Origin of the sequence: Paraburkholderia heleia NBRC 101817 (assembly GCF_000739775.1) — a bacterium.
Taxonomy (GTDB): Bacteria; Pseudomonadota; Gammaproteobacteria; order Burkholderiales; family Burkholderiaceae; genus Paraburkholderia; species Paraburkholderia heleia.
Genome location: NZ_BBJH01000005.1, coordinates 82,389 through 101,051 on the forward strand (window position 1 = coordinate 82,389; position 18,663 = coordinate 101,051).

The following is an 18,663-nucleotide window of genomic DNA, read 5'->3' on the forward strand; positions in this document are numbered from 1 at the left end:
GTTGCAAGGAGGGTCGGTATTGTTGTGTCGGGAAACGGCAAACGCTGCAACGGCAACCCTTCCCGCGTTTCGCCCTGGCGGAGGCGGATGGACCAACACGGGTCCGCCGTTGATATCGTAACTCGATTTGAGCGAGTGCGGTGCAGTGCAAGGAAGTAGGCGTAGGACATGATAGGCGAGAGTGAGTGATATAGCGGCCGCTGCATGTGGTATGTTGAGTCCGTAAGGTGCAGTGGCGGACCGGGGATAAGTCGTCCAGCCTATGCATATTGGATAAAACGTATAGAAGAAGCATGACATGCGGCCCAGCGAATACCACCTCTATCGAATCAAATTCATCAAGCCTGCACAGGTCCAACTTTTTGACCCTGGTATCACGCCGCAAGAACTGTTTGAGCGCGGATTGGGGAAAAGGCCGTCTTTAGAGTTGCGATACAACAACGTCTGGCATATCGGGAATGTAGAACATATTACGCCTGACGCCGGTAGGTTCGCGGTTGGCCGAATTACGAAGACGACTGTGGAAAAGTACGACGAGCAGACCGGAGATTTTCAAGAGATGCTCGATGACACTGGACCCTATACTTTTGTCTATTTTGATTCGAGCTTGGGCGTTCTAGGCATTGGACGTAAGACCCGCGTTGCCAACGATGTTCAAGCGATTGCGGGCAAGATTGAGCGGCTAATGCAATCTACGGCTGACGTAGTTGAGAATTCAATTAAGGTTCGCGTTGACAAGATTCGTGACCCGGAGACGTTCGTCCAGAAGATTCTAGGGGCGTACGCTGTACGGCGGTTCAAGGCGAATTTCACCGGACCTAATCCTATAGATGCTGATGAGCTTTTCCAGCGGCCAATGTCGTACTACTGCCAGGAAATGAAAGGAGACCAGGGAAGCGTTTCCGTGGCGGGGAAATCGCTGGACGAAGAAACTGTTATCGCGGTTGCAAGATCGACGGCGGCTACTGGAAACGCGGCTTCGGCTGTGATTCAAGAGGAGCGGGGAAAGCCATTCGTTGCTATATCGTTCCAGGGTGACGCAAGAAAAGTTGTCGTGGATAGTGAGGCGGGCAAAGAAGCAACGCTTACCGCGATCAAGAACGCTTACCGAGAGGTTAGAGAATGATTGTAGAGAAACAGGTAACCTCAATGGAAGAACTGGCGCACGAGCTCAATGTGCTTCCAAATAGGTATATCTTTCGAGGTCAGGCGGACTCTAGTTGGGGGCTTCAATCATCTCTGGAGCGACTGCTCGATAACTCTTGGACAGTCGAACGCGCCAGAAATTTTGAGGATCACGCGCTTAAATCATTTAAGTCGAAGTTTCGTATCTACTGTGGCCAGGAGCACACGCCGGAATCGAAGCTCTCTTGGCTCTCAGCGATGCAGCACTACGGCGCGCCGACGAGATTAATAGATTTTACAACTAGTCCATACATTGCTCTATATTTTGCACTTGAGGCATACAATCCACGTGGGGGCAGTGGCTTTTCATTGTTCTATATGGATTACTCGGCCCTTATGGATCAATCTCTTGCTTACATCGGGACTAGGGATAAGGAGTTTAAGGAAACCCGTGCATCAATGAACGAAAAGCAGGACGAGATATTCGAAAAAGTCATCGATAGATACACGTATGATGTAGCTTGGGTGTCGGAGTCGGCTGAGTCGAACGCGAGAATAGACCGCCAGTTTGGAACGTTTCTAATTTCCGGTAGTTTGGAGCGAAGGATAGAGGAAATACTTTCGCTCGATTTGTACGCGAAGGTTGATATGGTCAAGTTGGTAGTCCCTCCCGACCTATACGAAGGATCGTTTGTGGCGCTTCGCAAAATGGGCATAAACTCGAAGACGATGTATGGGGACCTCGCCGGACTGGCGAAATCGATAAGAATGGAGCTTAGTGCTTACGCATAGACGCCACGTTAGACCGGGCCTACAAGGTGCTCAACGTTGATCATCCTGGCGTGCAGATCGAGTTTGGAGGGCCGGACCGTACGATGGAAGCTAGCTGGACGCCCCCGAATGCTGAGAACAACGTCGCATTTGCTTCTGTGCGTCAAATCGCGTGGGAGTTGCTGGAGAGCATTAACTGGTATAAGGCGTTCGCTGAACGCAACTTGAGACTGCCGCTGCTTTGGCCACCGTTGAAGCGCATAGCGGCGGGACGTATTTCATATTCAAGCGAGCACGCCATGGCGACACACCGGACCAATGTTGGCGCGGTCATTAAGAACACCCTGCGTAACCAGGCAGGCGGCAAGTGTGCAAATCCAGGCTGCCCAAACACGCGAACACATATCCACCATATAAAGGAGTGGGCGGTTTATCAGACGCACGACGAGAAGGACATGATCGCCGTGTGCCCAACATGTCACGATGCTATCCACCACGGTCGCTTGAAAATCTCGGATGAGACACTGTATCAATGGAAAGGCGTCCCGCGTGAGGATCAATCCCGCACGGGCCATGTGTATGTTGAGCCTGGGGGAGAACGGAAACTGTTGCTAGGTTCACTGGCCGTCACGGCTACTTCGAGCGTGCTGGCCTTTAGCCTTTCGCCAGGTAGCTTCGTCAACCTCACACTTGATGACGATCTCACACTGATTGATCTCAAGCTCTCGTCGGTACGTGGAGATGAAATCGTAAGAATTGCCAAATCAGGACACTTTAAGGCCACCGCTCACGCGGACGTCACCTTTGCCTCTCGTCCAGGCGCGCTGCGGCTTACCGCGCCATGTTCACCCGAGTTTATCCCCGACTGGTTAATATGGGCAATCAATGCCGAGGATCGCGAATTCATCCACAATCCCGTTACACTACTTTCCGTGGAAGTCGTTGAGCCGGGGTTGATTAGGTTAGAAGGAGTGTGGGCTGTGGGCGGAAACGCCGTCGTTGTTTCTAGGGACAAGCTTCAATTCTTCACGAGAGGCGCGCCGCGACCTTTAACCCTGATTGGTGATGGTAAAGAGAGTGTGTTCAAGGCAAAAGGCGAAGTAGCTATTAATGAGTTACCGTTGTTTGCGTTCGGCACTCGGAAGTAGTGGGCTGCTTTCGTTCGTTCTTTCTAAGGCGAGGTTGAAAATGCACGTCTATCGAGGACCCGCGAGTAAGGGATTAGGGGATGACAGTCACGAATTTGTCGATGCTCAGGACCTTTCAAAGGACACCGCGCCTTGGACCGACAACTTCTCAGTTACGGTAAACATAACCAAGGATCCAGTAGCTTCGAGGCAAGCGGTAGCACGAATCGGCCTCTCCGAGGCGGACGTGCTGGCGCTGTATCAAGGGCTAGTGGCTGGCAAGTTCAAGCAGTGTGGAGATATCAAAGAGAAGCTCTCACAAAATGAGAATGAATTAGCGGCGATAAAGAGAAAGATGATGGAGATTCGTCTTGCGCTATTGAAGGCGAGTTCTGATGCTGAAAAGGTGGCCGATGTGAGAGGTATTGTGCTGCGGGACCATTGACGCATGGAGCATTCCGTGTGGGCGCGACTTCGAGAGTTAGATTGTCTCCGCCCTCCGTAGATGGACGAACTACGCCCCGCGTTGAAATAGCTGTGTCAATGGGTTCGCAAAGTTATTGACAGATTAGGTGTACTCGATATTAAAAGTTTACGCGGATTTTAAACCGTTGGCTAAACTTGGCGCTCGACAACCAGACGGAGAACGCAATGCCAACAGTCCGCGTCCACCATTTCCCTAAATCGAAGGGCCAGCCTCAGATAGTTCGCGAAATCATCAAGGAGGGGCCTGGTCTCAGCCAAGCTGAGGCGCTGGAGTTAGCAGTTAAAGCTGTCGAGATATACGCGGGCCGCCATCCCAGGCCGCCGCACGTCACCATTAGCCAAGCCGCCGCGATGATAGGGCGTAGCCGAGGGACCGTAGCCGCCATGCTGTCCCGCTACCGTATCCAATTGAACGCGTGCGGTCAGATTCCTATAGAAAGCGTGGACAAATTGCTGACCGCTCCTGAGGTTGCCGCGCTGGCATCGGAAACGCCTGAGGATAGGGCAGCAAGGGAGGCGCAAGAGCTTAAGGAGTACCAGCAGGAGAATTGTCGCCAGCTTAAAGCGGCTGTATCACGGGCTATAGCTGAGACGAAAGCGAGGAGGCAATGAAAACGCTGTTTCTATTGATGGCGCAGTTTGACGGACGTGTTTTGATTCCTTTCGAGGAGGTCCGCGCGGCATTCTTTCCACACTTGGATGCGGACAACCTGACACGCAAACTTAACCGAGGAGAGATAACCCTCCCGGTGGTCCGTGCGGACCGTAGTACCAAGACTGCGCGGAGCTTCTATGTACACGACCTAGCAGAATGGATCGATACGCAACGAGCCATAGCCGTCAAGGAGCGTAACCAACTTTGCAGCCTCAAAGATCAGGAGGCGTCAGATTGAATACGGCGTTTCTGCTAATGGCCCAATTCGGAGCACGCGCGGCGGTCCCGCTCTCCGAGGTCCAACAAGCGTACTTCCCGCATTTGGCGGAGCGGAAGCTTTTGGAGAAGATCAATAAGGGAGAGATTGCTCTCCCGGTAATCAGGGCTGAGCGCTCTGTAAAAACCGCGAGGTCAGTCCACATTCAGGACTTGGCCGATTACATAGATGCAAGGCGTGCAGAAGCTATGAAGGAGTGCAGCCAACTTTGCGGTCTTAAATAAGGGCGCACGCGAAATATCGCTCATTTTACAAGGAGATTGTATGGATGCAGGAACGTCAACCGCGCGCAGTTGGGGACCTCTTGGGCGTTAGGTATCTCACTATCCGCAAATTTTCCGAAAAGAGCGGATACACAGAGGACGCCATTAGAACCAAGATCAATCGAGGCATATGGCTAGAAGGAGAGGTATGGATACAAGCACCAGATAACCGGCAACTTATTGACGTAAAGGGGTATGAATCATGGGTAGAGACGGGCGGGGTGTTAGGAAGGTTTCGGACACCAGCATACAAATCAGTTTCACCTACAGGGGCGTAGTTTGCCGGGAGCGGCTACGCATCAAACCGACAACGGCGGGACTCAAACAGGCGGAGCTAATCCGGTCTGAAATCCTGCTATCAATCGCGCGGGGAACGTTCAACTACGCCAAGTCGTTCCCGGACTCGTCGAAGGCTGTGATGTTCGCGCAGTTCAAAGGAGAGGTTAGAACCGTGGCGGTCTACCTTGAGGCATGGGTAGAGCGGCAAGGGAAGTTCCTCAAGGCCAGCACCGTAGATGGTTACCGCAAGATCGTTGACTATCACCTTATCCCGCAATTTGGGAAAAAGACGCTCTCGGAGCTAACGCGGGCCGACTTTCGGGCATGGTTGGACAAAATGGACTGCGGTAACAAGCGGCTTGCCAATATCCAGAGCGTTGCCCGTAAGGCGTTTGAGGATGCGGTGCAGGAGGAGCCGCCTTTGATGGAAAAGAACCCGCTACACGGTTGGACCTACCGGAAGAAGGAGGCTCCGAAGGAGGAGGACGATGTAGACCCGTTCACGGTGGAGGAGCAGCGGGCAATCGTAGCGGCGCTACCTGACCAGGCGGCTAATATGATCCAGTTCGCATTTTGGGCCGGGTTGCGGACTTCGGAGCTTGTAGCGCTCGATTGGTCCGATGTTGACTGGCGTAGGGGCGTTGTCGTGATACGTCGGGCGTTGACTCAGACGGCTAAGGAGGCGGAGGACACTAAGACCAAATCCAGCCGCCGAGAGGTCAAGCTATTGCCTCCGGCGTTGCTTGCGCTCGAATCTCAGAAAGCGCACACCTTTCTTGCGGGAAGGGAGGTATTCCAAGACCCACGGAACCGGGCGCGGTGGGGCGGTGAATCGCCGGTGCGGATTGTGTGGACGCGAGCGCTCAAGTTAGCCAAGGTGCGTTACCGGAAACCGTACCAGACGCGCCACACCTACGCCTCCATGATGCTATCGGCGGGCGAGCATCCTATGTGGGTGGCGCGGCAAATGGGACACTCGAACCAAAACACCACAGTACGCATTTACGCGCGGTGGATGCCGAGTGCAGACCCGGAGGCAGGAGGTAAAGCAGTAGAGAAGTTTGCAGCAGACATGCTGCGATTGTCGTGCGATTCTCAGCCGAAGATAGCCGAAAACAGCTAAATAAATCGCAGGGGTGAAAGCCTAAGTGCTTGATTTAAAAGGTTTTCCTGGCGGAGAGAGGGGGATTCGAACCCCCGATAGGCTATTAACCTATACACGCTTTCCAGGCGTGCGACTTAAACCGCTCATCCATCTCTCCGGCGGGAGGCGAATTATAGCAGACTCCGCGCGCCGGAGGAAAGCGCTCACGTAGAACCTGGCACGATCTGCGCTTTGCAAAGTCACTCGCAGCCCCTAAGCAGCGCAGAAATCGTTCGTTCCCCGCTTCGCGGGCATTCCGTAACGTTGCCGCACCGGCCTTGCCGCCGCCACGCAAGGACCGCACAGCGATAACCACCACACGCAACGGAACGCCGCGCATGAATAAAAACGCGTCTCTCACACGCCGCCCGCTAGCCGCCGCACTCGCACTCGCCTTCGCCGCATCAGGCGCCACGATCGCCACAACTGCCCACGCGCAAAGCAGCGTCACGCTGTACGGCATCCTCGATGCCGGCCTCGCCTACGTGCACAACGCCCAGAGTGCAAATGGACAGAACCAGTCCACGCTCGTCAAGCTCAGCAGCGGCAATCTCTCGGGCAGCCGCTGGGGCTTGCGTGGCACCGAGGATCTCGGCAACGGTCTGGCCGCCATCTTCCAGCTCGAAAACGGCTTCAACGTGGGCACCGGTGCGCTCGGGCAGGGTCGCCGCGAATTCGGCCGCAAGGCCATCGTCGGTCTCGCCAGCACGACGTGGGGCACGCTCACGCTCGGCCGACAGTACGATCCACTAGTCGATCTCGTGCAGCCGCTCACCGCGGACGGTCCGTTCGGCGGCGTGTTCGGCACGCCCGGCGACCTCGACAACTACGACAACAGCCTGCGCGTGAGCAACTCCGTCAAGTACGCGAGCCCGCTCATAGCAGGCCTGCAGTTCGAAGCGCTGTACGGCTTCGGCGGCGTAGCCGGTGCTACCGGCAGCGGCCAGACGTACAGCTTCGGCGCCGCCTACTCGAGCGGCCCGCTCTCGCTCGCGGCCGGCTACTTCTTCGCCAACGGCGGCAGCACGCTCACGTCCGGCGTGCGCACCTGGACGAGTACTTCGGACAGTCTCTTCAACACCGTCATCAATCAGGGCTTCGCGAGCGCAAGCTCGATTCAGATCGTGCGCGCCGGCGGCAGCTATGCGGTGGGCGCAGTGAGCTTCGGGCTGGCCTACTCGAATACGCAATACGCAAACGATGCCTACTCAACCTTCCACCAAACCGCGAAGTTCAACAGCGGCTCGGCGTTCCTGAACTATCAGATCACACCGGCGCTGCGCGCGGGCGCGGGCTACAACTACACGTCGCTCACCGGCCCCTCGTCCGCGCACTACAATCAGTTGAACTTTGGCAGCAACTACTCGCTCTCCAAACGCACTGATCTTTACGCGCTCGCCGGCTACCAGAAGGCGAGCGGCCACACGCTCGACGCGAAGGGTTCGAGTGTCGTTGCGCAGGCATCGATCGGCGACTTCGGCGTGAGTTCGGACGCCGACAATCAGGCGCTCGTCGTGGTAGGGGTCCGGCACAAGTTCTGACGCCAGCGAGCCGCATGCGGCCAGCACCGACAGACCTCGCCGTCATTCAGTGGCGCTCCGCGCGCGTCCCACTCGAAGACTTCGTGGAATTCGATGGCATATAAAATTTAAGAATCGCCAACGTTAGTAATACATATTGCTTACAAAGCGGCGCGAATGCGCGCGGCCAGCGCTTCGAGCTGCGCCATGTCGGCCATTTCACGCGCATGCGGGCGCAGTGCTTCGCCCGCGCGACGCGGAATCAGGTGAAAGTGCACGTGCGGTACGGTCTGCCCGGCGGCGGCACCGTTGAACTGCGCGATCAACAGGCCTTCGGGCGCAAGCGCCTTGCGCATGGCGACTGCCATCTTCTGCACCGTCGCCATGGCGGCGGCGCCCGCTTCGAGCGAAAGGTCATAGACGAACTCGGCGCCTTCTTTCGGCAGCACGAGCAGGTGGCCTTCGGCTTGCGGCATGACGTCCATGATCGCGAGCGTCATGTCGTCCTCGTACACCTTGATACAGGGTGCTTCGCCGCGCAGGATGCGGGCGAAGATGTTCTTGTCGTCGTAGGCCATGGTCAGTCTCTCCAGTTCGGGCGCGCTGTTTGCTCGCGCCGGGGCGATGGGTTTCGTCGAGTTTGCGATTATGGCCCGCCCCGTATGGCCTGTGCGTGGTCCTGCACGTTTTTTGAAGTAGGTGCATCATAGAGTTTCTCGCAGCGCGCGCGACGACGAATGTCTTGATAGCAACCTCTTGAATGGCATTGGAGCAAGGTACCAAGGACCCGCTCCAGCCGCATGGAGCACGTATGGCAACGACTGATCTCGAAGCAGTTCAACCCGTTCGTGAGGCCACCGTTTCGGGGGCCTGGCGGTTTACAGCCCAGCTATTGGCGCGCGCTGATGTGAAATTCAACGGCACCCGGCCGTGGGACATGCGCATCCACGATCCGCAGTTGCCCGAGCGCGTGCTGGCACTAGGCAATCTGGGCCTCGGCGAAGCCTACATGGACGGTCAGTGGGACTGCGAGCAGCTCGACGAGTTCTTCGCACATGTGTTGCGCGCGCATCTGGATGACCAGATCGATCCCTCCCGTCTCGTCTTCTACGCGCTCAAGGCGCGCCTCATGAATCGCCAGACCGTGCGCCGGGCATGGAAGGTGGGCCAGCAGCACTACGATATCGGCAACGAGTTCTACGAGGCGATGCTCGACAAGAACATGGCCTACACCTGCGGCTACTGGTCGGGCGGTGCGAAGACGCTAGACGAGGCGCAGGACGCCAAGCTCGATCTCATCTGCCGCAAGCTGGGCCTGAAGCCCGGCATGCGCCTGCTCGACATCGGGTGCGGGTGGGGCAGCCTCATGAAGTTCGCGGCCGAACACTATGGCGTGTCGTGCGTGGGCGTGACGATCTCGAAGGAGCAGGCCGCGCTCGGTGCCGAACGCTGCAAGGATCTGCCCATCGAATTCCGCCTGCAGGACTACCGGTTGCTCGACGAGAAGTTCGACCGCATTGCGAGCGTGGGCATGTTCGAGCACGTGGGCCCGAAGAACTATCGCACCTATATGGAAGTCGCGCACCGCTGTCTTGCCGACGACGGTCTGTTCGTACTGCACACCATTGGCAAGAACCGCCGCGACACCACGCCCGATCCGTGGATCGACAAATACATTTTCCCGAACGGCGAGCTGCCGACCATCGGCCAGATCGCCGACGCTTCGGGCGGCCTGTTCGTGGCCGAAGACCTGCATAACTTCGGCGCCGACTACGACCGCACGCTCATGGCGTGGCACGCGAATTTCGAGGCCGCGTGGCCGCGTTTCAAGGCGCAGATGGGCGAGCGTTTCTACCGCATGTGGCGTTACTATCTGCTTTCGTGCGCCGGAGCGTTCCGTGCGCGCGACATCCAGCTCTGGCAGTGGGTGTTTTCGAAGAACGGTTTGCTGGGCGGTTACCAGCGTCCTGCCTGATCTGCGCGTTGCTTCATCCATGCGGCCGTGTTTCGCGAATGGCGAACGCGGCCGTTGTCGTTGCAGATCAGCGTATCAGTGCCGAGACCGTGGCGATGCCAAGGATCGTCATGACGACCGAGGCGCACACGTGAATGGCGATTTCGCCCGCAGCCCAGCCGAAACGGCCGTGCTGCAGATGCGAAACGACTTCAGCCGAAAAGGTCGAGAACGTGGAGAGGCCGCCCATGAGGCCGGTAATAACGAAAAGGCGCCACTCGGCGGAGAGCTGGGGCATGCGCCCGAAGTAGGCGACCGCGACGCCGATCACGTAGCCCGCGATGATGTTCGACGCAAGCGTGCCGAGCGGCAACTCAGGGTAGAGGGCATTCAGGCGCAGCCCGAGGACCCAGCGCAGCAGCGAGCCGAGCGCGCCGCCGGCGCCGACGGCGAGGATGGACAGATACATGGTCAGGAGTGGTTGAGGGCGCAATATGAACCGGCGCGCTATGCCGCCGGTTCTGTCTTTCTATCGATTTCGAGCACGGAGTGTAGCACCGGCCGGGACCGGCGGCTTCACGCCAGGCTGCTTGCCTTCAGACCACGTCCTGCGCTGAGTCCTGTTGCGAACCCGCGCCGGGCGGCGTGTCAGACGATCCCGCCGTTCGCGCGCAGCACCTGGCCGTTGACCCAACCGCCGTCCGGGCCCGCGAGGAACGACACGACATTCGCAATGTCGCCGGGTTGCCCGAGGCGCTGCAGCGGCGGCATGTTCGCGAAATGCTGGATCTGCTCTTCGGTTTTGCCGCTGAGGAACAACTCTGTCGCCACCGGCCCCGGCGCAACCGCGTTCACGCAGATGGAGCGTCCGCGCAGCTCGCGTGCGAACACGCGCGTGATCGTCTCCACCGCAGCCTTGCTCGCGGCATAGAGCGCGTAGCCGGGCAGATTCATCGCGAGTACGGAGGTCGAGAAGTTAATCACGCGCCCGCCATCCGCGAGTTTCGTCGCCGCTTCGCGCAGCGTGTTGAGCGTGCCGCGCACGTTGATGTCGAAGGTTTCGTCGTAGATAGCGTCGCTCGAATCGGCAACCGTGACGGTCTTCATGATGCCCGCGTTGTTCACGAGCAGCGTGGGCTGGCCCAGCGTTGCGGCGGTGGTTTCGAAGAGGTGGCGTACGTCGTCGGCCTTCGCGATGTTCGCTTGCACGGCGATGGCGCGCCCGCCGCCCGCCGCGATCTTCGCAACGAGCGCCTCGGCTTCCGCGCTGCGCGAAGCGTAGTTGACGACGACGGCGTAACCGTCGCGTGCGAGACGTTCGGCAATGGCGGAGCCGATGCCGCGCGAGGCGCCCGTGACGATGGCGACGCCGCGCGAGTTCGTGGATGCGTTCATGATCGGAGTCCTTCTCGTGAGTGGTGGGAGCGGGCTCGATCATGGACGAAACCGCTGCGGCGATCATTGCGTGCCGCCGGGTTTCATCATTCCATTTCGATTAACAATGCTGCACGGCGGCGCTCAGTAGGCGATGCAGACGGATTTCGTCTCCGTGTACGCGTCGACGATCGCACGGCCATGCTCGCGGCCGATGCCTGAGGCCTTGAAGCCGCCGAAGGGCAGCGCCGGATCGACCATGTTGTGCGTGTTCACCCATACCGTGCCTGCCTGCACGCTGTCTACCAGGCGCAGCGCGCGGTCGAGCTGGTGGGTCCAGACGCTCGCACCCAGACCGTACTCCGAAGCATTCGCCGCCGCGACGGCTTCCTCGACATCGTCATACGGCATGGCGACGAGCACCGGGCCGAACACCTCTTCGCGCACGACGGTGAGCGGCTTGCTGGATGCGTTCGCAATCACCGTGGGCTCGATGAAGAAGCCGGGGCGATTGCCGTCGCCGCCGCCCGCCACGATCTCGCCGCCTTCGGCGCGGCCCTGCGCGATCATGCCTGCGACCTTGGCGCGATGGCGTGCCGAAACGAGCGGGCCCATCTGGGTGGCCGCATCGAAACCCGAACCGAGCACCGTTGCGCGTGCAACGTTGGCAATACCTTCGACGATCTCATCAAAACGCGCGCGCGGCAGATACAGGCGCGAGCCTGCCGTACAGACCTGGCCGTGATTGAAAAAGATCGCGCCAGCCGCGCCTTCGATCGCGCGCTGCGGATCGCAGTCGTCGAGCACGATCACGGGGCTCTTGCCGCCCAGTTCCAGCGACACGCGCTTGAGGTCGCTCGCGCATTGCCTGCCGATGATGCGGCCCACCTCGGTCGAGCCCGTGAAGGTGACCTTGTCCACCTGCGCATGGCGAACGAGCGCCGCGCCCGCCGTTTCTCCCTGGCCCGTGACGACATTGAACACGCCCGGCGGAAAGCCGGCTTCGCTCGCGAGTTCGGCAAGGCGTATGGCGGTGAGCGGCGTTTCCTCGGCGGGCTTGAGCACCACGGTGCAGCCGCAGGCGAGCGCGGGCGCGATTTTCCAGACCGCCATCAGCAGCGGGAAATTCCATGGCACGATCGCGGCGACCACGCCCGCGGGCACGCGCCGCGTGGAGGCGTTGTAGCGCACGCCGGGCGGAAAGGCGAGCGAGAGATCCACGGTGCTGCCCTCGATCTTGGTGGCCCAGCCGGCCATATAGCGCAGCCATTGCACGCTGCCGCCCACTTCGAGCATCTTCGAGAAGCCGAGCAGCTTGCCCTGGTTGAGCGTTTCGAGCGCGGCGAGTTCGTCGCCGTGCTGCTCGACGAGGTCGGCGAGTGTGAGCAGCAGGCGCTCGCGCGCGGCGGGCGGCATGCGCCGCCACGTGTCGGCTTCGAATGCGCGGCGCGCGGTGGTGACGGCGGCGTCGATGTCGGCGTCGCTCGCGTCGGGCACCTGCGCGATCTCCGCGCCCGTGGCCGGATTGAATACGGCAAACGTGCGGCCGTTGCCGCTTTCGCTAAAGCGTCCGTCGACGAACATCTGCGTGCGGATCGTGTGCGTGAAGTCCTGGCGGTCCATACCGTCTCCTTGTTTCGATAGTCATGCGAACGTTTTTTCGGGGATTTTTTCAGCGTAAGTCGATTGTGCTGCCCGCAGCGAGTGCAGCTGACGCAGAGCCGGGCGTGTGCGTCCGGAAGCGGCGCGGCGGCGCGAATGCGTATGCGCATGCGCATGCAAGATTGAGCGCGCCTCCAACGATGAACAGCGCGTCAAAACCTTGTCCGAAGCCCCATGACGTGGTGGCGAGTGCCGCGCCTGCCAGCATGCCCGCGTGATGTGCGAGGCCGGGGCAGCCCGTACCGCAGGCCCGCGACGCCCGGCCGCCGCGTATGAGCGTGGGGAGCGTCAGGTAGTCGAGCACGGCGAATGCGGGTGCAGCGAGCGCGGTCCACGGCGCGAGGCAATCGAACGTGAGGGCGGCAAGCAGCGCGCCGCGCAATACGAAGAGCACGAGCAGCGCGCGCCGGTATTCGATGCGATCGGCCAGCCCGCCCAGGAGGCTCACCGCGGCGAGTGGCGTTACGGCCCGCGTCACGGATAGTGCAGCGCCGCCGCAGACCGCGAAAAACTGGAAACGCGCGAGCATGCCGCTCGACAGGCCCGCAAGCAACGCGGGTGCGATGAGCAGCATGCCGTTGCGCCACGTCGGCGCGATTGCATCCGTATGCATCGACCTAGCCGCGATATCACGCGTGCGCCACAAGTGCGCGCACGCAGCGCCGAGCAGGGCGACGCCGCCCAGAATGAGCGGTGTCTGCGCGAGCGTTGCGCCGGCGCGCGCCCCGGCGCTCGTCGCCGCCATCGTGAGTGCGAGTGCGCTCGCGATCGGCATGGTGGGGTGCGTGGTGAAGCAGCGCGCCAGCGTGCCGGGAATCAGCGCCATCGCAAGCAACGCAAGCGCGCTCGCAGCGAACGCGGCAAACGGCGCGCCAGCGTGCATTGCCGCGATCATGACGCCTGCCGCGAGTGCGCTCGCGCCGCCCGTGACCGACGCCCAGACACCCAGCGGTCGTACCGCGTGCATCACGGTAAGGCGGCGCTCGCGCGGCATCATCGTGTGCTTAGGGCTTGCTGTGGCAGCACGATTTTGCTTCGGGCGCGTCGGCGCCGTCCTGCACGCTGTGCGGATCGCGCCCGCCTGGCAGGTCCATTGCGGGATTGCCATAGAAGAAGTTGTTGGGCTTGAGCATGAAGCCCGCATACTCCACCGGCATCACGGGGAAATCTTCGGGCTTGCACACGTGCGTGTGGCCGAAGCTGTGCCACAGCACGATGTCCTCGTTCTCCACGTTGCGGTTCGCTTCGATATAGCGGGGCAGGCCGTCGCCGCCCGCATGCTGGTTCGGGTAGTCGCCGCTCGCGTAGCGCTGCGTCGTGTCGTACGGCGTGACCCACACGTGGCGCGTGGCAAAGCCGCCGCGCTGGCGCACCTTCGAGTTGGGATCGGCGAGCATGAGCGGCGAGTCGTTGATGATGAGCTTGTAGCCCGGATTCGCGCCCACGCGGTTTTTCACGTTCGGATTCACGACTTTCCAGAAGCGCCCGGTCTGGCCGTTGGCGTTGCGCGCCGCTTCCTGCTCGGTCTTGAGCACGCGCTTCGTCGTATCGAACACGTTGCCGTACGGATTCTCCGCACCCATCGCGCGCGGCACGAATTCGTGCTCGGTGACGGCGTTCTTCTCGCCATCCACCATCATGTGCAGGCGCGCGTTGAAGAAGTGTTGATGGGTCGGGCCGCCGAGGCTCTCGGTGACCATGCCGCCCCACGGGTACGTGTCGCCATCGGCCACCGCCGAGGTCTGGATGATGCCCGTGAGCTTGCATTCGAGCTGGATCGTGCCGTCCTGATAGAAGTACCAGTAAAAGCCGTAGTCGTAATTGCCCACGGTTGCGAAGAACGAGATCACGAGGCGGCGCGAACGGCGCATTTCGAACACGCCGGTGCGGAACTCGTAGTGTTTCCAGAGCGTGCCGTAATCTTCCTCGTGCAGGCACACAGCATTCTTCATGGTGAAGCCGTTGCCGAAGTCGTCGGCGGACGGAATGTCGAAATAGCGGATCGTGCCGAGGCAATCGCAACCCAGTTCGAGCTGGTTCGCGAGCTTGCCGAGTCCGTATTCGCCCGCATCGAACGCGCTTTTCCAGTAGTGGTTCGTGGTGGGGTCCGAGTAGGGCACGCACATCTCGGTCACGCTCGCGCGGTAGACGATAGGGCGCGCTGCGTTCTTGCCGTCGTCCCATGTGATCTGGTGCAGCACGAGCCCTTCGCGCGGCGTGAAGCCCACGCGGAATTTCCAGTTCTGCCAACTAACCTGCCAGCCGTCTATCGTGAAGCTCGGGCCTTCGGGTTGGCTGATGGAGAGCGGCTTGACGCTCGCGCGCGGCTCGCCGAGGCTAGGCGTGTCGTAGTTATGTTTGGCGCGCGGAATGGGGATGATGCGGCCGTCGTCGATCAGCTCGATCACCTTGTGCGCGAGCAGGTCCACCACGGCGACGACACCTTCGATGGGGTGCGCGTAGCCATTGTCGGTCAGGGACTCGCGGTAGTAGCTCACGCAGCGCACGAGGCGGCGGCCGTTTTCGTTCGGGCGGTCGAACGCGCCAGCGGAGAACGGATCGACCTGTACGCGCTCGAGTTCGTCTTCGGTGAGGCCGCGCTTTTTCACGGCCTCGCGCCATGCCGAATCTTCCTTGACGATGCGCTCCGCATTCATGAAGTCTTCGATCATCACGGGCGGCTGGCCATATGGCGCGCTTTGCAAGGCGAGCGCCTTGCGCGATTCCACTTTCTTCTCGCGCAGGTCTACGACGAATTCGAGCGTCTGGCTGCGGGTGCGATCGATCGCGACGACGAAGGCGCGGCGCGAGTAGTAATCGCCGTGCTTGTAGGCGAGCACCTCTGCCTTGGCCGGCTCTCTCAGTTCGGTGACGGGAAAGCGCCCATATTCATCGAGCTGCTCCGCGGCTTTCACGATGTCACAGGCAAGCTGCATTTCGGCGAGGCTCAACGGGTCGAGCGGATGCGCGTTCGGATTCGTGTTCATAAGCATTTCGTAAGGAAGACGTTGGGCGCAACAGGGCACGGGACGGTATGCAGAATCCGCAGTCGTCTCACGCGATGTCGATGGGTCAATCGTAGAAACGCCGTATTTTTTTCGCGCTTGCAAAACGCGCCAAAGGGGCGATAGAGTGCGCCAGAGATGATCGATGGTTAAGACCATCGGCGCGTACAGGCCCCAACGGAGCGAGACATGAAAAGAGTGCCTGTCAATAGCGGTTTCCCGATGATTCGCGGTGCCGTGATGGGTCCCATCGTGCGTGCACTCGACGCCGCTGGTGCGGACTGCGATGCATTGCTGGCCGAGTTCGGCCTGAGTCGCAGGCAGCTTTCCAATCCCTATGAAATCGTCGCGCTGGGGCGTTACGTGGGCGCGTTCGAACGCGCGGCGCAGGTGCTCAACGAGCCCTTTCTCGGCCTGCGTTTAGGCGCTGAATTGCAGCTTACGGAACTGGGGCCGGCTGGCCTCGTGTTCATGTCGTCGCCCACGCTCGGCGCCGCAATCCGTAAGTTCACCGATACGCTCGGCTCGTGGCAAAGCGCGACGGCCATGGATCTCGTGAGCGACAATGCGTGGCCGATGTGGAGCTATCGCATCGCGCATACGCAGATCTGGCCGCGCCGGCAGGACGCCGAATACAGCGTATCCGCCATGTGCCACATGATTCGCCAGGTGCGGGGCGCGGCATGGACGCCGTGCGAGATTCATTTCGAGCACGCGGCGCCCGAGGACCTCAAGCCTTACTTGCGCCTCTTTCGCGTGCCGGTGCGCTTTCAGCAGCCGGCAAACGGCGTGGTCCTGCACCCGCGCGATCTCGACACGCCGCTCAAGAGCGCCGATGTGCAGATGGCGCGCATGATGGAGCGCCACGCCACCGACCTCATTTCGCGGGACACGATCCCGCATACGCTGGTGGACCAGGTGCGCGATCTCGTGACACGCCGGCTCGCGCGCGAGAAGCTCGTGGTCAGCGATATCGCGAAAGACCTCGGTCTCTCGGACCGCTCCTTGCAGCGGCATCTCGCCGACGCCGGCACCTCCGTGCGCCAGATCATTCGTGAAGAGCGCGAGCGCAGCGTGGCAGTGTTGCGCGAGCAGGAGGGCATGACCAATGCGGCCGTGGCCCGCGCAGTGGGTTATGCCGACGCTACGGTGCTATGGCGTGCGACGCGCAACTGGGGCCGGGTGGGCGCTAAACGTACCCGCTAGCACGCAAATCGTGAAAGCAAATTGATGGCTTACAGTAAGTTTGCAAACTGAATAAAGTACGCATTCCCGGTCCGTCGCATTAATCAGGATGCCAAAGGTAACAACGACCGCTTCAGCGCGGTTAAGTGAAAACCCGCTCCAGCTCTGGCGCACTTTATCGAGTAATTGGCGCGTTGCGCCAAGTTGGCGAATTTATTAGCTGCCTACCATGCGCTCAATCCGAATCGGGAAATTCGATTCGCCGAGCGCCAGAGGCACGCGGTTCTTCATCGTGTCGTGGCGAACCCAGAACAGACACCAGCAGAGGCAACGATGAACGAACCGTATTCTCCCGCTCACCTCGTTGGAGACGACGCGGCAGTGGACTCACAGCGCAGCCTGCTCGGGCTTTGGCAGATCGTCTTCCTCGTCATTTCTGCAGCGGCGCCGCTTACTGGCATGCTGGGCGCGGTCCCGCCGGCCATCAGCCTTGGCAACGGCGCGGGTATTCCCGGCGCATTCGTGATTGCGGGCGTGGTGCTGCTCGTGTTCAGCGTGGGCTTCGCTTCGATGAGCCGTCACATCGTGCGCGCCGGCGCGTTCTACGCCTACATCACGGCGGGTTTCGGCCGCCCCGTGGGCATGGCCGGCGCACTCGTCGCGTTGCTCTCGTACACGAGCATCCAGATCGCGCTGTACGGCCTGTTCGGTTTCTTTTGCACGGTAGTGCTCGGGCCATTGATGCATGGTTCGCTGCCGTGGTACGCGTATTCATTCGTGTGCCTCGTCGTCGTGCAGTTCACCGGCATTCGCGGCATCGATCTGAACAGCCGTCTGCTCGGCGTGCTCATGTGTCTCGAACTCGGCATCCTGCTGCTGCTGAGCCTCGCGATCGTGATTCATCATGGCGGACCGAATGGCCTCACGCTCGCGCCGTTCTCGCCGCGTCACGTATTCAGCGGCCACCTCGGCATCGCGGTGATGTTCGCCCTCGCGTCGTTCATCGGTTTCGAAGCCACGGCGATTTATGGCAAGGAGTGCCGCGACCCGAAGGTCACGGTGCCGCGCGCCACCTATGTTTCCGTCACGCTGATTCTCGTGTTCTTTGCGTTCGTCACGTGGGCCATTGTTTGTGCCTACGGCATCAGCAATGTCGCGGACGTCGCGACGAAACAGCCGGGCGACTTCTGGTTCATCCAGTCGGCGAAGTACCTGGGCGGCGCCATGACCACGACGATGAGCTTCCTGCTGCTTTCCAGCATCTTCGCGAGTCTGCTGTCGTTTCACAACACGATCGTGCGTTACATCCACGCGCTCTCGGGTGAGGGGATCCTCCCCGCGGTGCTCGATCGTCTGCATCCAAAGTATGGATCGCCGTATCTCGCGAGCTACCTGCAGACGCTTTCGGTTGCCGTGCCGGTGGGCCTTTTCGTTTTCGCGGGCAGCGATCCGTTCAATATCGTCTTCAGCTGGGGCTCGGCGCTCGGCACCATCGGGATCGTCATGCTGCAGGCCGTCACGAGCTTTTCGGTGGCGGCGTTTTTCTACGCCACGAAGAAGGATACGCGTCTGTGGCACGCGCTCCTCGCGCCTGTGCTGGGCGGCTGCGGTCTGCTCTCCATCGGCGTCGTGCTGATCGGCAATCTCGACGCGCTCGCCGGTTCCGATAGCCCCGCCGTACGTGCGTTCCCGTGGGTCGTGCTTGCCGTGGCGCTGATCGGCGTGGTGATCGCCTTCGTGCTCAAGCGTTCGCGGCCGGACATCTACGCGCGGTTCGGTCAATAACAACACGCGAGGGACGCGCTTCGCGCAAAGCCCTCGATTCACGAAGTTCCT

The 18,663-nt window shown here is 60.4% G+C and carries 18 protein-coding genes and 1 tRNA gene; 12 read left to right on the top strand and 7 right to left on the bottom strand.

Features of this window, described 5'->3' with window-relative positions:
* Nucleotides 1–298 precede the first annotated feature (298 nt).
* From BHE01S_RS05500 to BHE01S_RS05530, 8 genes are all read left to right on the top strand, one after another.
* Nucleotides 299–1,126, top strand: coding sequence for a hypothetical protein (locus BHE01S_RS05500; protein ID WP_042261444.1), 828 nt, complete (start codon nucleotides 299–301; stop codon nucleotides 1,124–1,126).
* Nucleotides 1,127–1,149: 23 nt separating this feature from the next.
* A complete protein-coding gene (locus BHE01S_RS05505; protein ID WP_218000397.1) occupies nucleotides 1,150–1,917 on the top strand; it encodes an FRG domain-containing protein in 768 nt (255 codons plus the stop codon).
* 83 nt (nucleotides 1,918–2,000) lie between these two features.
* Nucleotides 2,001–3,044, top strand: a complete 1,044-nt coding sequence (locus BHE01S_RS36510; RefSeq protein WP_084068578.1) for an HNH endonuclease signature motif containing protein — start codon at nucleotides 2,001–2,003, stop codon at nucleotides 3,042–3,044.
* 40 nt (nucleotides 3,045–3,084) lie between these two features.
* Entirely contained in the window at nucleotides 3,085–3,468 is a 384-nt protein-coding gene (locus BHE01S_RS05510; RefSeq protein WP_042261446.1) for a hypothetical protein, read from the top strand.
* A 206-nt stretch (nucleotides 3,469–3,674) separates the two neighbouring features.
* On the top strand, nucleotides 3,675–4,121 hold the full coding sequence (locus tag BHE01S_RS38645) for a hypothetical protein (protein ID WP_174479486.1): 447 nt from the start codon (nucleotides 3,675–3,677) through the stop codon (nucleotides 4,119–4,121).
* Nucleotides 4,118–4,402 (top strand): pyocin activator PrtN family protein, encoded by a 285-nt coding sequence (locus BHE01S_RS05520; protein ID WP_042261447.1) that lies wholly within the window; start codon nucleotides 4,118–4,120, stop codon nucleotides 4,400–4,402. The genes BHE01S_RS38645 and BHE01S_RS05520 overlap by 4 nt, the downstream gene beginning before the upstream one ends.
* Nucleotides 4,399–4,665: a pyocin activator PrtN family protein gene (locus BHE01S_RS05525; RefSeq protein ID WP_042261448.1), complete on the top strand. Its 267-nt coding sequence runs from the start codon at nucleotides 4,399–4,401 to the stop codon at nucleotides 4,663–4,665. The genes BHE01S_RS05520 and BHE01S_RS05525 overlap by 4 nt, the downstream gene beginning before the upstream one ends.
* A gap of 241 nt (nucleotides 4,666–4,906) precedes the next feature.
* Nucleotides 4,907–6,106, top strand: coding sequence for a site-specific integrase (locus BHE01S_RS05530; protein ID WP_042261449.1), 1,200 nt, complete (start codon nucleotides 4,907–4,909; stop codon nucleotides 6,104–6,106).
* 48 nt (nucleotides 6,107–6,154) lie between these two features.
* On the opposite strand, the gene BHE01S_RS05535 is transcribed toward BHE01S_RS05530, so the two are convergent.
* Nucleotides 6,155–6,245: transfer RNA gene (locus tag BHE01S_RS05535), tRNA-Ser, on the bottom strand.
* Between the two features lie 220 nt (nucleotides 6,246–6,465).
* Here BHE01S_RS05535 and BHE01S_RS05540 point away from each other — a divergent pair.
* Nucleotides 6,466–7,668, top strand: a complete 1,203-nt coding sequence (locus BHE01S_RS05540) for a porin (protein ID WP_084068582.1) — start codon at nucleotides 6,466–6,468, stop codon at nucleotides 7,666–7,668.
* Between the two features lie 140 nt (nucleotides 7,669–7,808).
* Here the strand turns inward: BHE01S_RS05540 and BHE01S_RS05545 are convergent, their stop codons facing one another.
* Nucleotides 7,809–8,225 (bottom strand): HIT family protein, encoded by a 417-nt coding sequence (locus BHE01S_RS05545; protein ID WP_042261450.1) that lies wholly within the window; start codon nucleotides 8,223–8,225, stop codon nucleotides 7,809–7,811.
* Between the two features lie 233 nt (nucleotides 8,226–8,458).
* Here BHE01S_RS05545 and cfa point away from each other — a divergent pair, with 233 nt between their 5' ends.
* Nucleotides 8,459–9,622, top strand: a complete 1,164-nt coding sequence (gene cfa, locus BHE01S_RS05550; RefSeq protein WP_174479487.1) for a cyclopropane fatty acyl phospholipid synthase — start codon at nucleotides 8,459–8,461, stop codon at nucleotides 9,620–9,622.
* Nucleotides 9,623–9,689: 67 nt separating this feature from the next.
* On the opposite strand, the gene crcB is transcribed toward cfa, so the two are convergent.
* From crcB to BHE01S_RS05575, 5 genes are all read right to left on the bottom strand, one after another.
* Nucleotides 9,690–10,070: a fluoride efflux transporter CrcB gene (gene crcB / locus BHE01S_RS05555; RefSeq protein WP_042261453.1), complete on the bottom strand. Its 381-nt coding sequence runs from the start codon at nucleotides 10,068–10,070 to the stop codon at nucleotides 9,690–9,692.
* A 179-nt stretch (nucleotides 10,071–10,249) separates the two neighbouring features.
* Complete coding sequence (locus tag BHE01S_RS05560; protein ID WP_042261456.1) at nucleotides 10,250–10,996, bottom strand: SDR family oxidoreductase; 747 nt, start codon at nucleotides 10,994–10,996, stop codon at nucleotides 10,250–10,252.
* A gap of 123 nt (nucleotides 10,997–11,119) precedes the next feature.
* On the bottom strand, nucleotides 11,120–12,598 hold the full coding sequence (gene styD, locus BHE01S_RS05565; RefSeq protein ID WP_042261457.1) for a phenylacetaldehyde dehydrogenase StyD: 1,479 nt from the start codon (nucleotides 12,596–12,598) through the stop codon (nucleotides 11,120–11,122).
* A 49-nt stretch (nucleotides 12,599–12,647) separates the two neighbouring features.
* Nucleotides 12,648–13,634, bottom strand: a complete 987-nt coding sequence (locus BHE01S_RS05570; protein WP_042261459.1) for a hypothetical protein — start codon at nucleotides 13,632–13,634, stop codon at nucleotides 12,648–12,650.
* Between the two features lie 7 nt (nucleotides 13,635–13,641).
* Nucleotides 13,642–15,624: a primary-amine oxidase gene (locus tag BHE01S_RS05575; protein ID WP_042261460.1), complete on the bottom strand. Its 1,983-nt coding sequence runs from the start codon at nucleotides 15,622–15,624 to the stop codon at nucleotides 13,642–13,644.
* 207 nt (nucleotides 15,625–15,831) lie between these two features.
* On the opposite strand from BHE01S_RS05575, the gene BHE01S_RS05580 reads away from it, so the two are divergent.
* Together BHE01S_RS05580 and BHE01S_RS05585 are read left to right on the top strand one after the other, a co-directional pair.
* On the top strand, nucleotides 15,832–16,848 hold the full coding sequence (locus BHE01S_RS05580) for an AraC family transcriptional regulator (protein ID WP_042261462.1): 1,017 nt from the start codon (nucleotides 15,832–15,834) through the stop codon (nucleotides 16,846–16,848).
* A 312-nt stretch (nucleotides 16,849–17,160) separates the two neighbouring features.
* Nucleotides 17,161–18,612, top strand: a complete 1,452-nt coding sequence (locus tag BHE01S_RS05585; RefSeq protein ID WP_042261464.1) for an APC family permease — start codon at nucleotides 17,161–17,163, stop codon at nucleotides 18,610–18,612.
* The last annotated feature ends 51 nt before the right edge of the window (nucleotides 18,613–18,663 follow it).

Excerpts from the sequence above, each read along its gene's own strand:
- BHE01S_RS36510 (WP_084068578.1), top strand. The coding sequence starts at position 2,001 with ATGGAAGCTAGCTGGACGCCCCCGAATGCTGAGAACAACGTCGCATTT.
- cfa (WP_174479487.1), top strand. The coding sequence starts at position 8,459 with ATGGCAACGACTGATCTCGAAGCAGTTCAACCCGTTCGTGAGGCCACC.
- styD (WP_042261457.1), bottom strand. The coding sequence starts at position 12,598 with ATGGACCGCCAGGACTTCACGCACACGATCCGCACGCAGATGTTCGTC.
- BHE01S_RS05585 (WP_042261464.1), top strand. The coding sequence starts at position 17,161 with ATGAACGAACCGTATTCTCCCGCTCACCTCGTTGGAGACGACGCGGCA.
- crcB (WP_042261453.1), bottom strand. The coding sequence starts at position 10,070 with ATGTATCTGTCCATCCTCGCCGTCGGCGCCGGCGGCGCGCTCGGCTCG.
- BHE01S_RS38645 (WP_174479486.1), top strand. The coding sequence starts at position 3,675 with ATGCCAACAGTCCGCGTCCACCATTTCCCTAAATCGAAGGGCCAGCCT.
- BHE01S_RS05510 (WP_042261446.1), top strand. The coding sequence starts at position 3,085 with ATGCACGTCTATCGAGGACCCGCGAGTAAGGGATTAGGGGATGACAGT.
- BHE01S_RS05540 (WP_084068582.1), top strand. The coding sequence starts at position 6,466 with ATGAATAAAAACGCGTCTCTCACACGCCGCCCGCTAGCCGCCGCACTC.
- BHE01S_RS05520 (WP_042261447.1), top strand. The coding sequence starts at position 4,118 with ATGAAAACGCTGTTTCTATTGATGGCGCAGTTTGACGGACGTGTTTTG.
- BHE01S_RS05570 (WP_042261459.1), bottom strand. The coding sequence starts at position 13,634 with ATGATGCCGCGCGAGCGCCGCCTTACCGTGATGCACGCGGTACGACCG.
- BHE01S_RS05580 (WP_042261462.1), top strand. The coding sequence starts at position 15,832 with ATGAAAAGAGTGCCTGTCAATAGCGGTTTCCCGATGATTCGCGGTGCC.
- BHE01S_RS05500 (WP_042261444.1), top strand. The coding sequence starts at position 299 with ATGCGGCCCAGCGAATACCACCTCTATCGAATCAAATTCATCAAGCCT.
- BHE01S_RS05505 (WP_218000397.1), top strand. The coding sequence starts at position 1,150 with ATGGAAGAACTGGCGCACGAGCTCAATGTGCTTCCAAATAGGTATATC.
- BHE01S_RS05545 (WP_042261450.1), bottom strand. The coding sequence starts at position 8,225 with ATGGCCTACGACGACAAGAACATCTTCGCCCGCATCCTGCGCGGCGAA.
- BHE01S_RS05575 (WP_042261460.1), bottom strand. The coding sequence starts at position 15,624 with ATGAACACGAATCCGAACGCGCATCCGCTCGACCCGTTGAGCCTCGCC.
- BHE01S_RS05560 (WP_042261456.1), bottom strand. The coding sequence starts at position 10,996 with ATGAACGCATCCACGAACTCGCGCGGCGTCGCCATCGTCACGGGCGCC.
- BHE01S_RS05530 (WP_042261449.1), top strand. The coding sequence starts at position 4,907 with ATGGGTAGAGACGGGCGGGGTGTTAGGAAGGTTTCGGACACCAGCATA.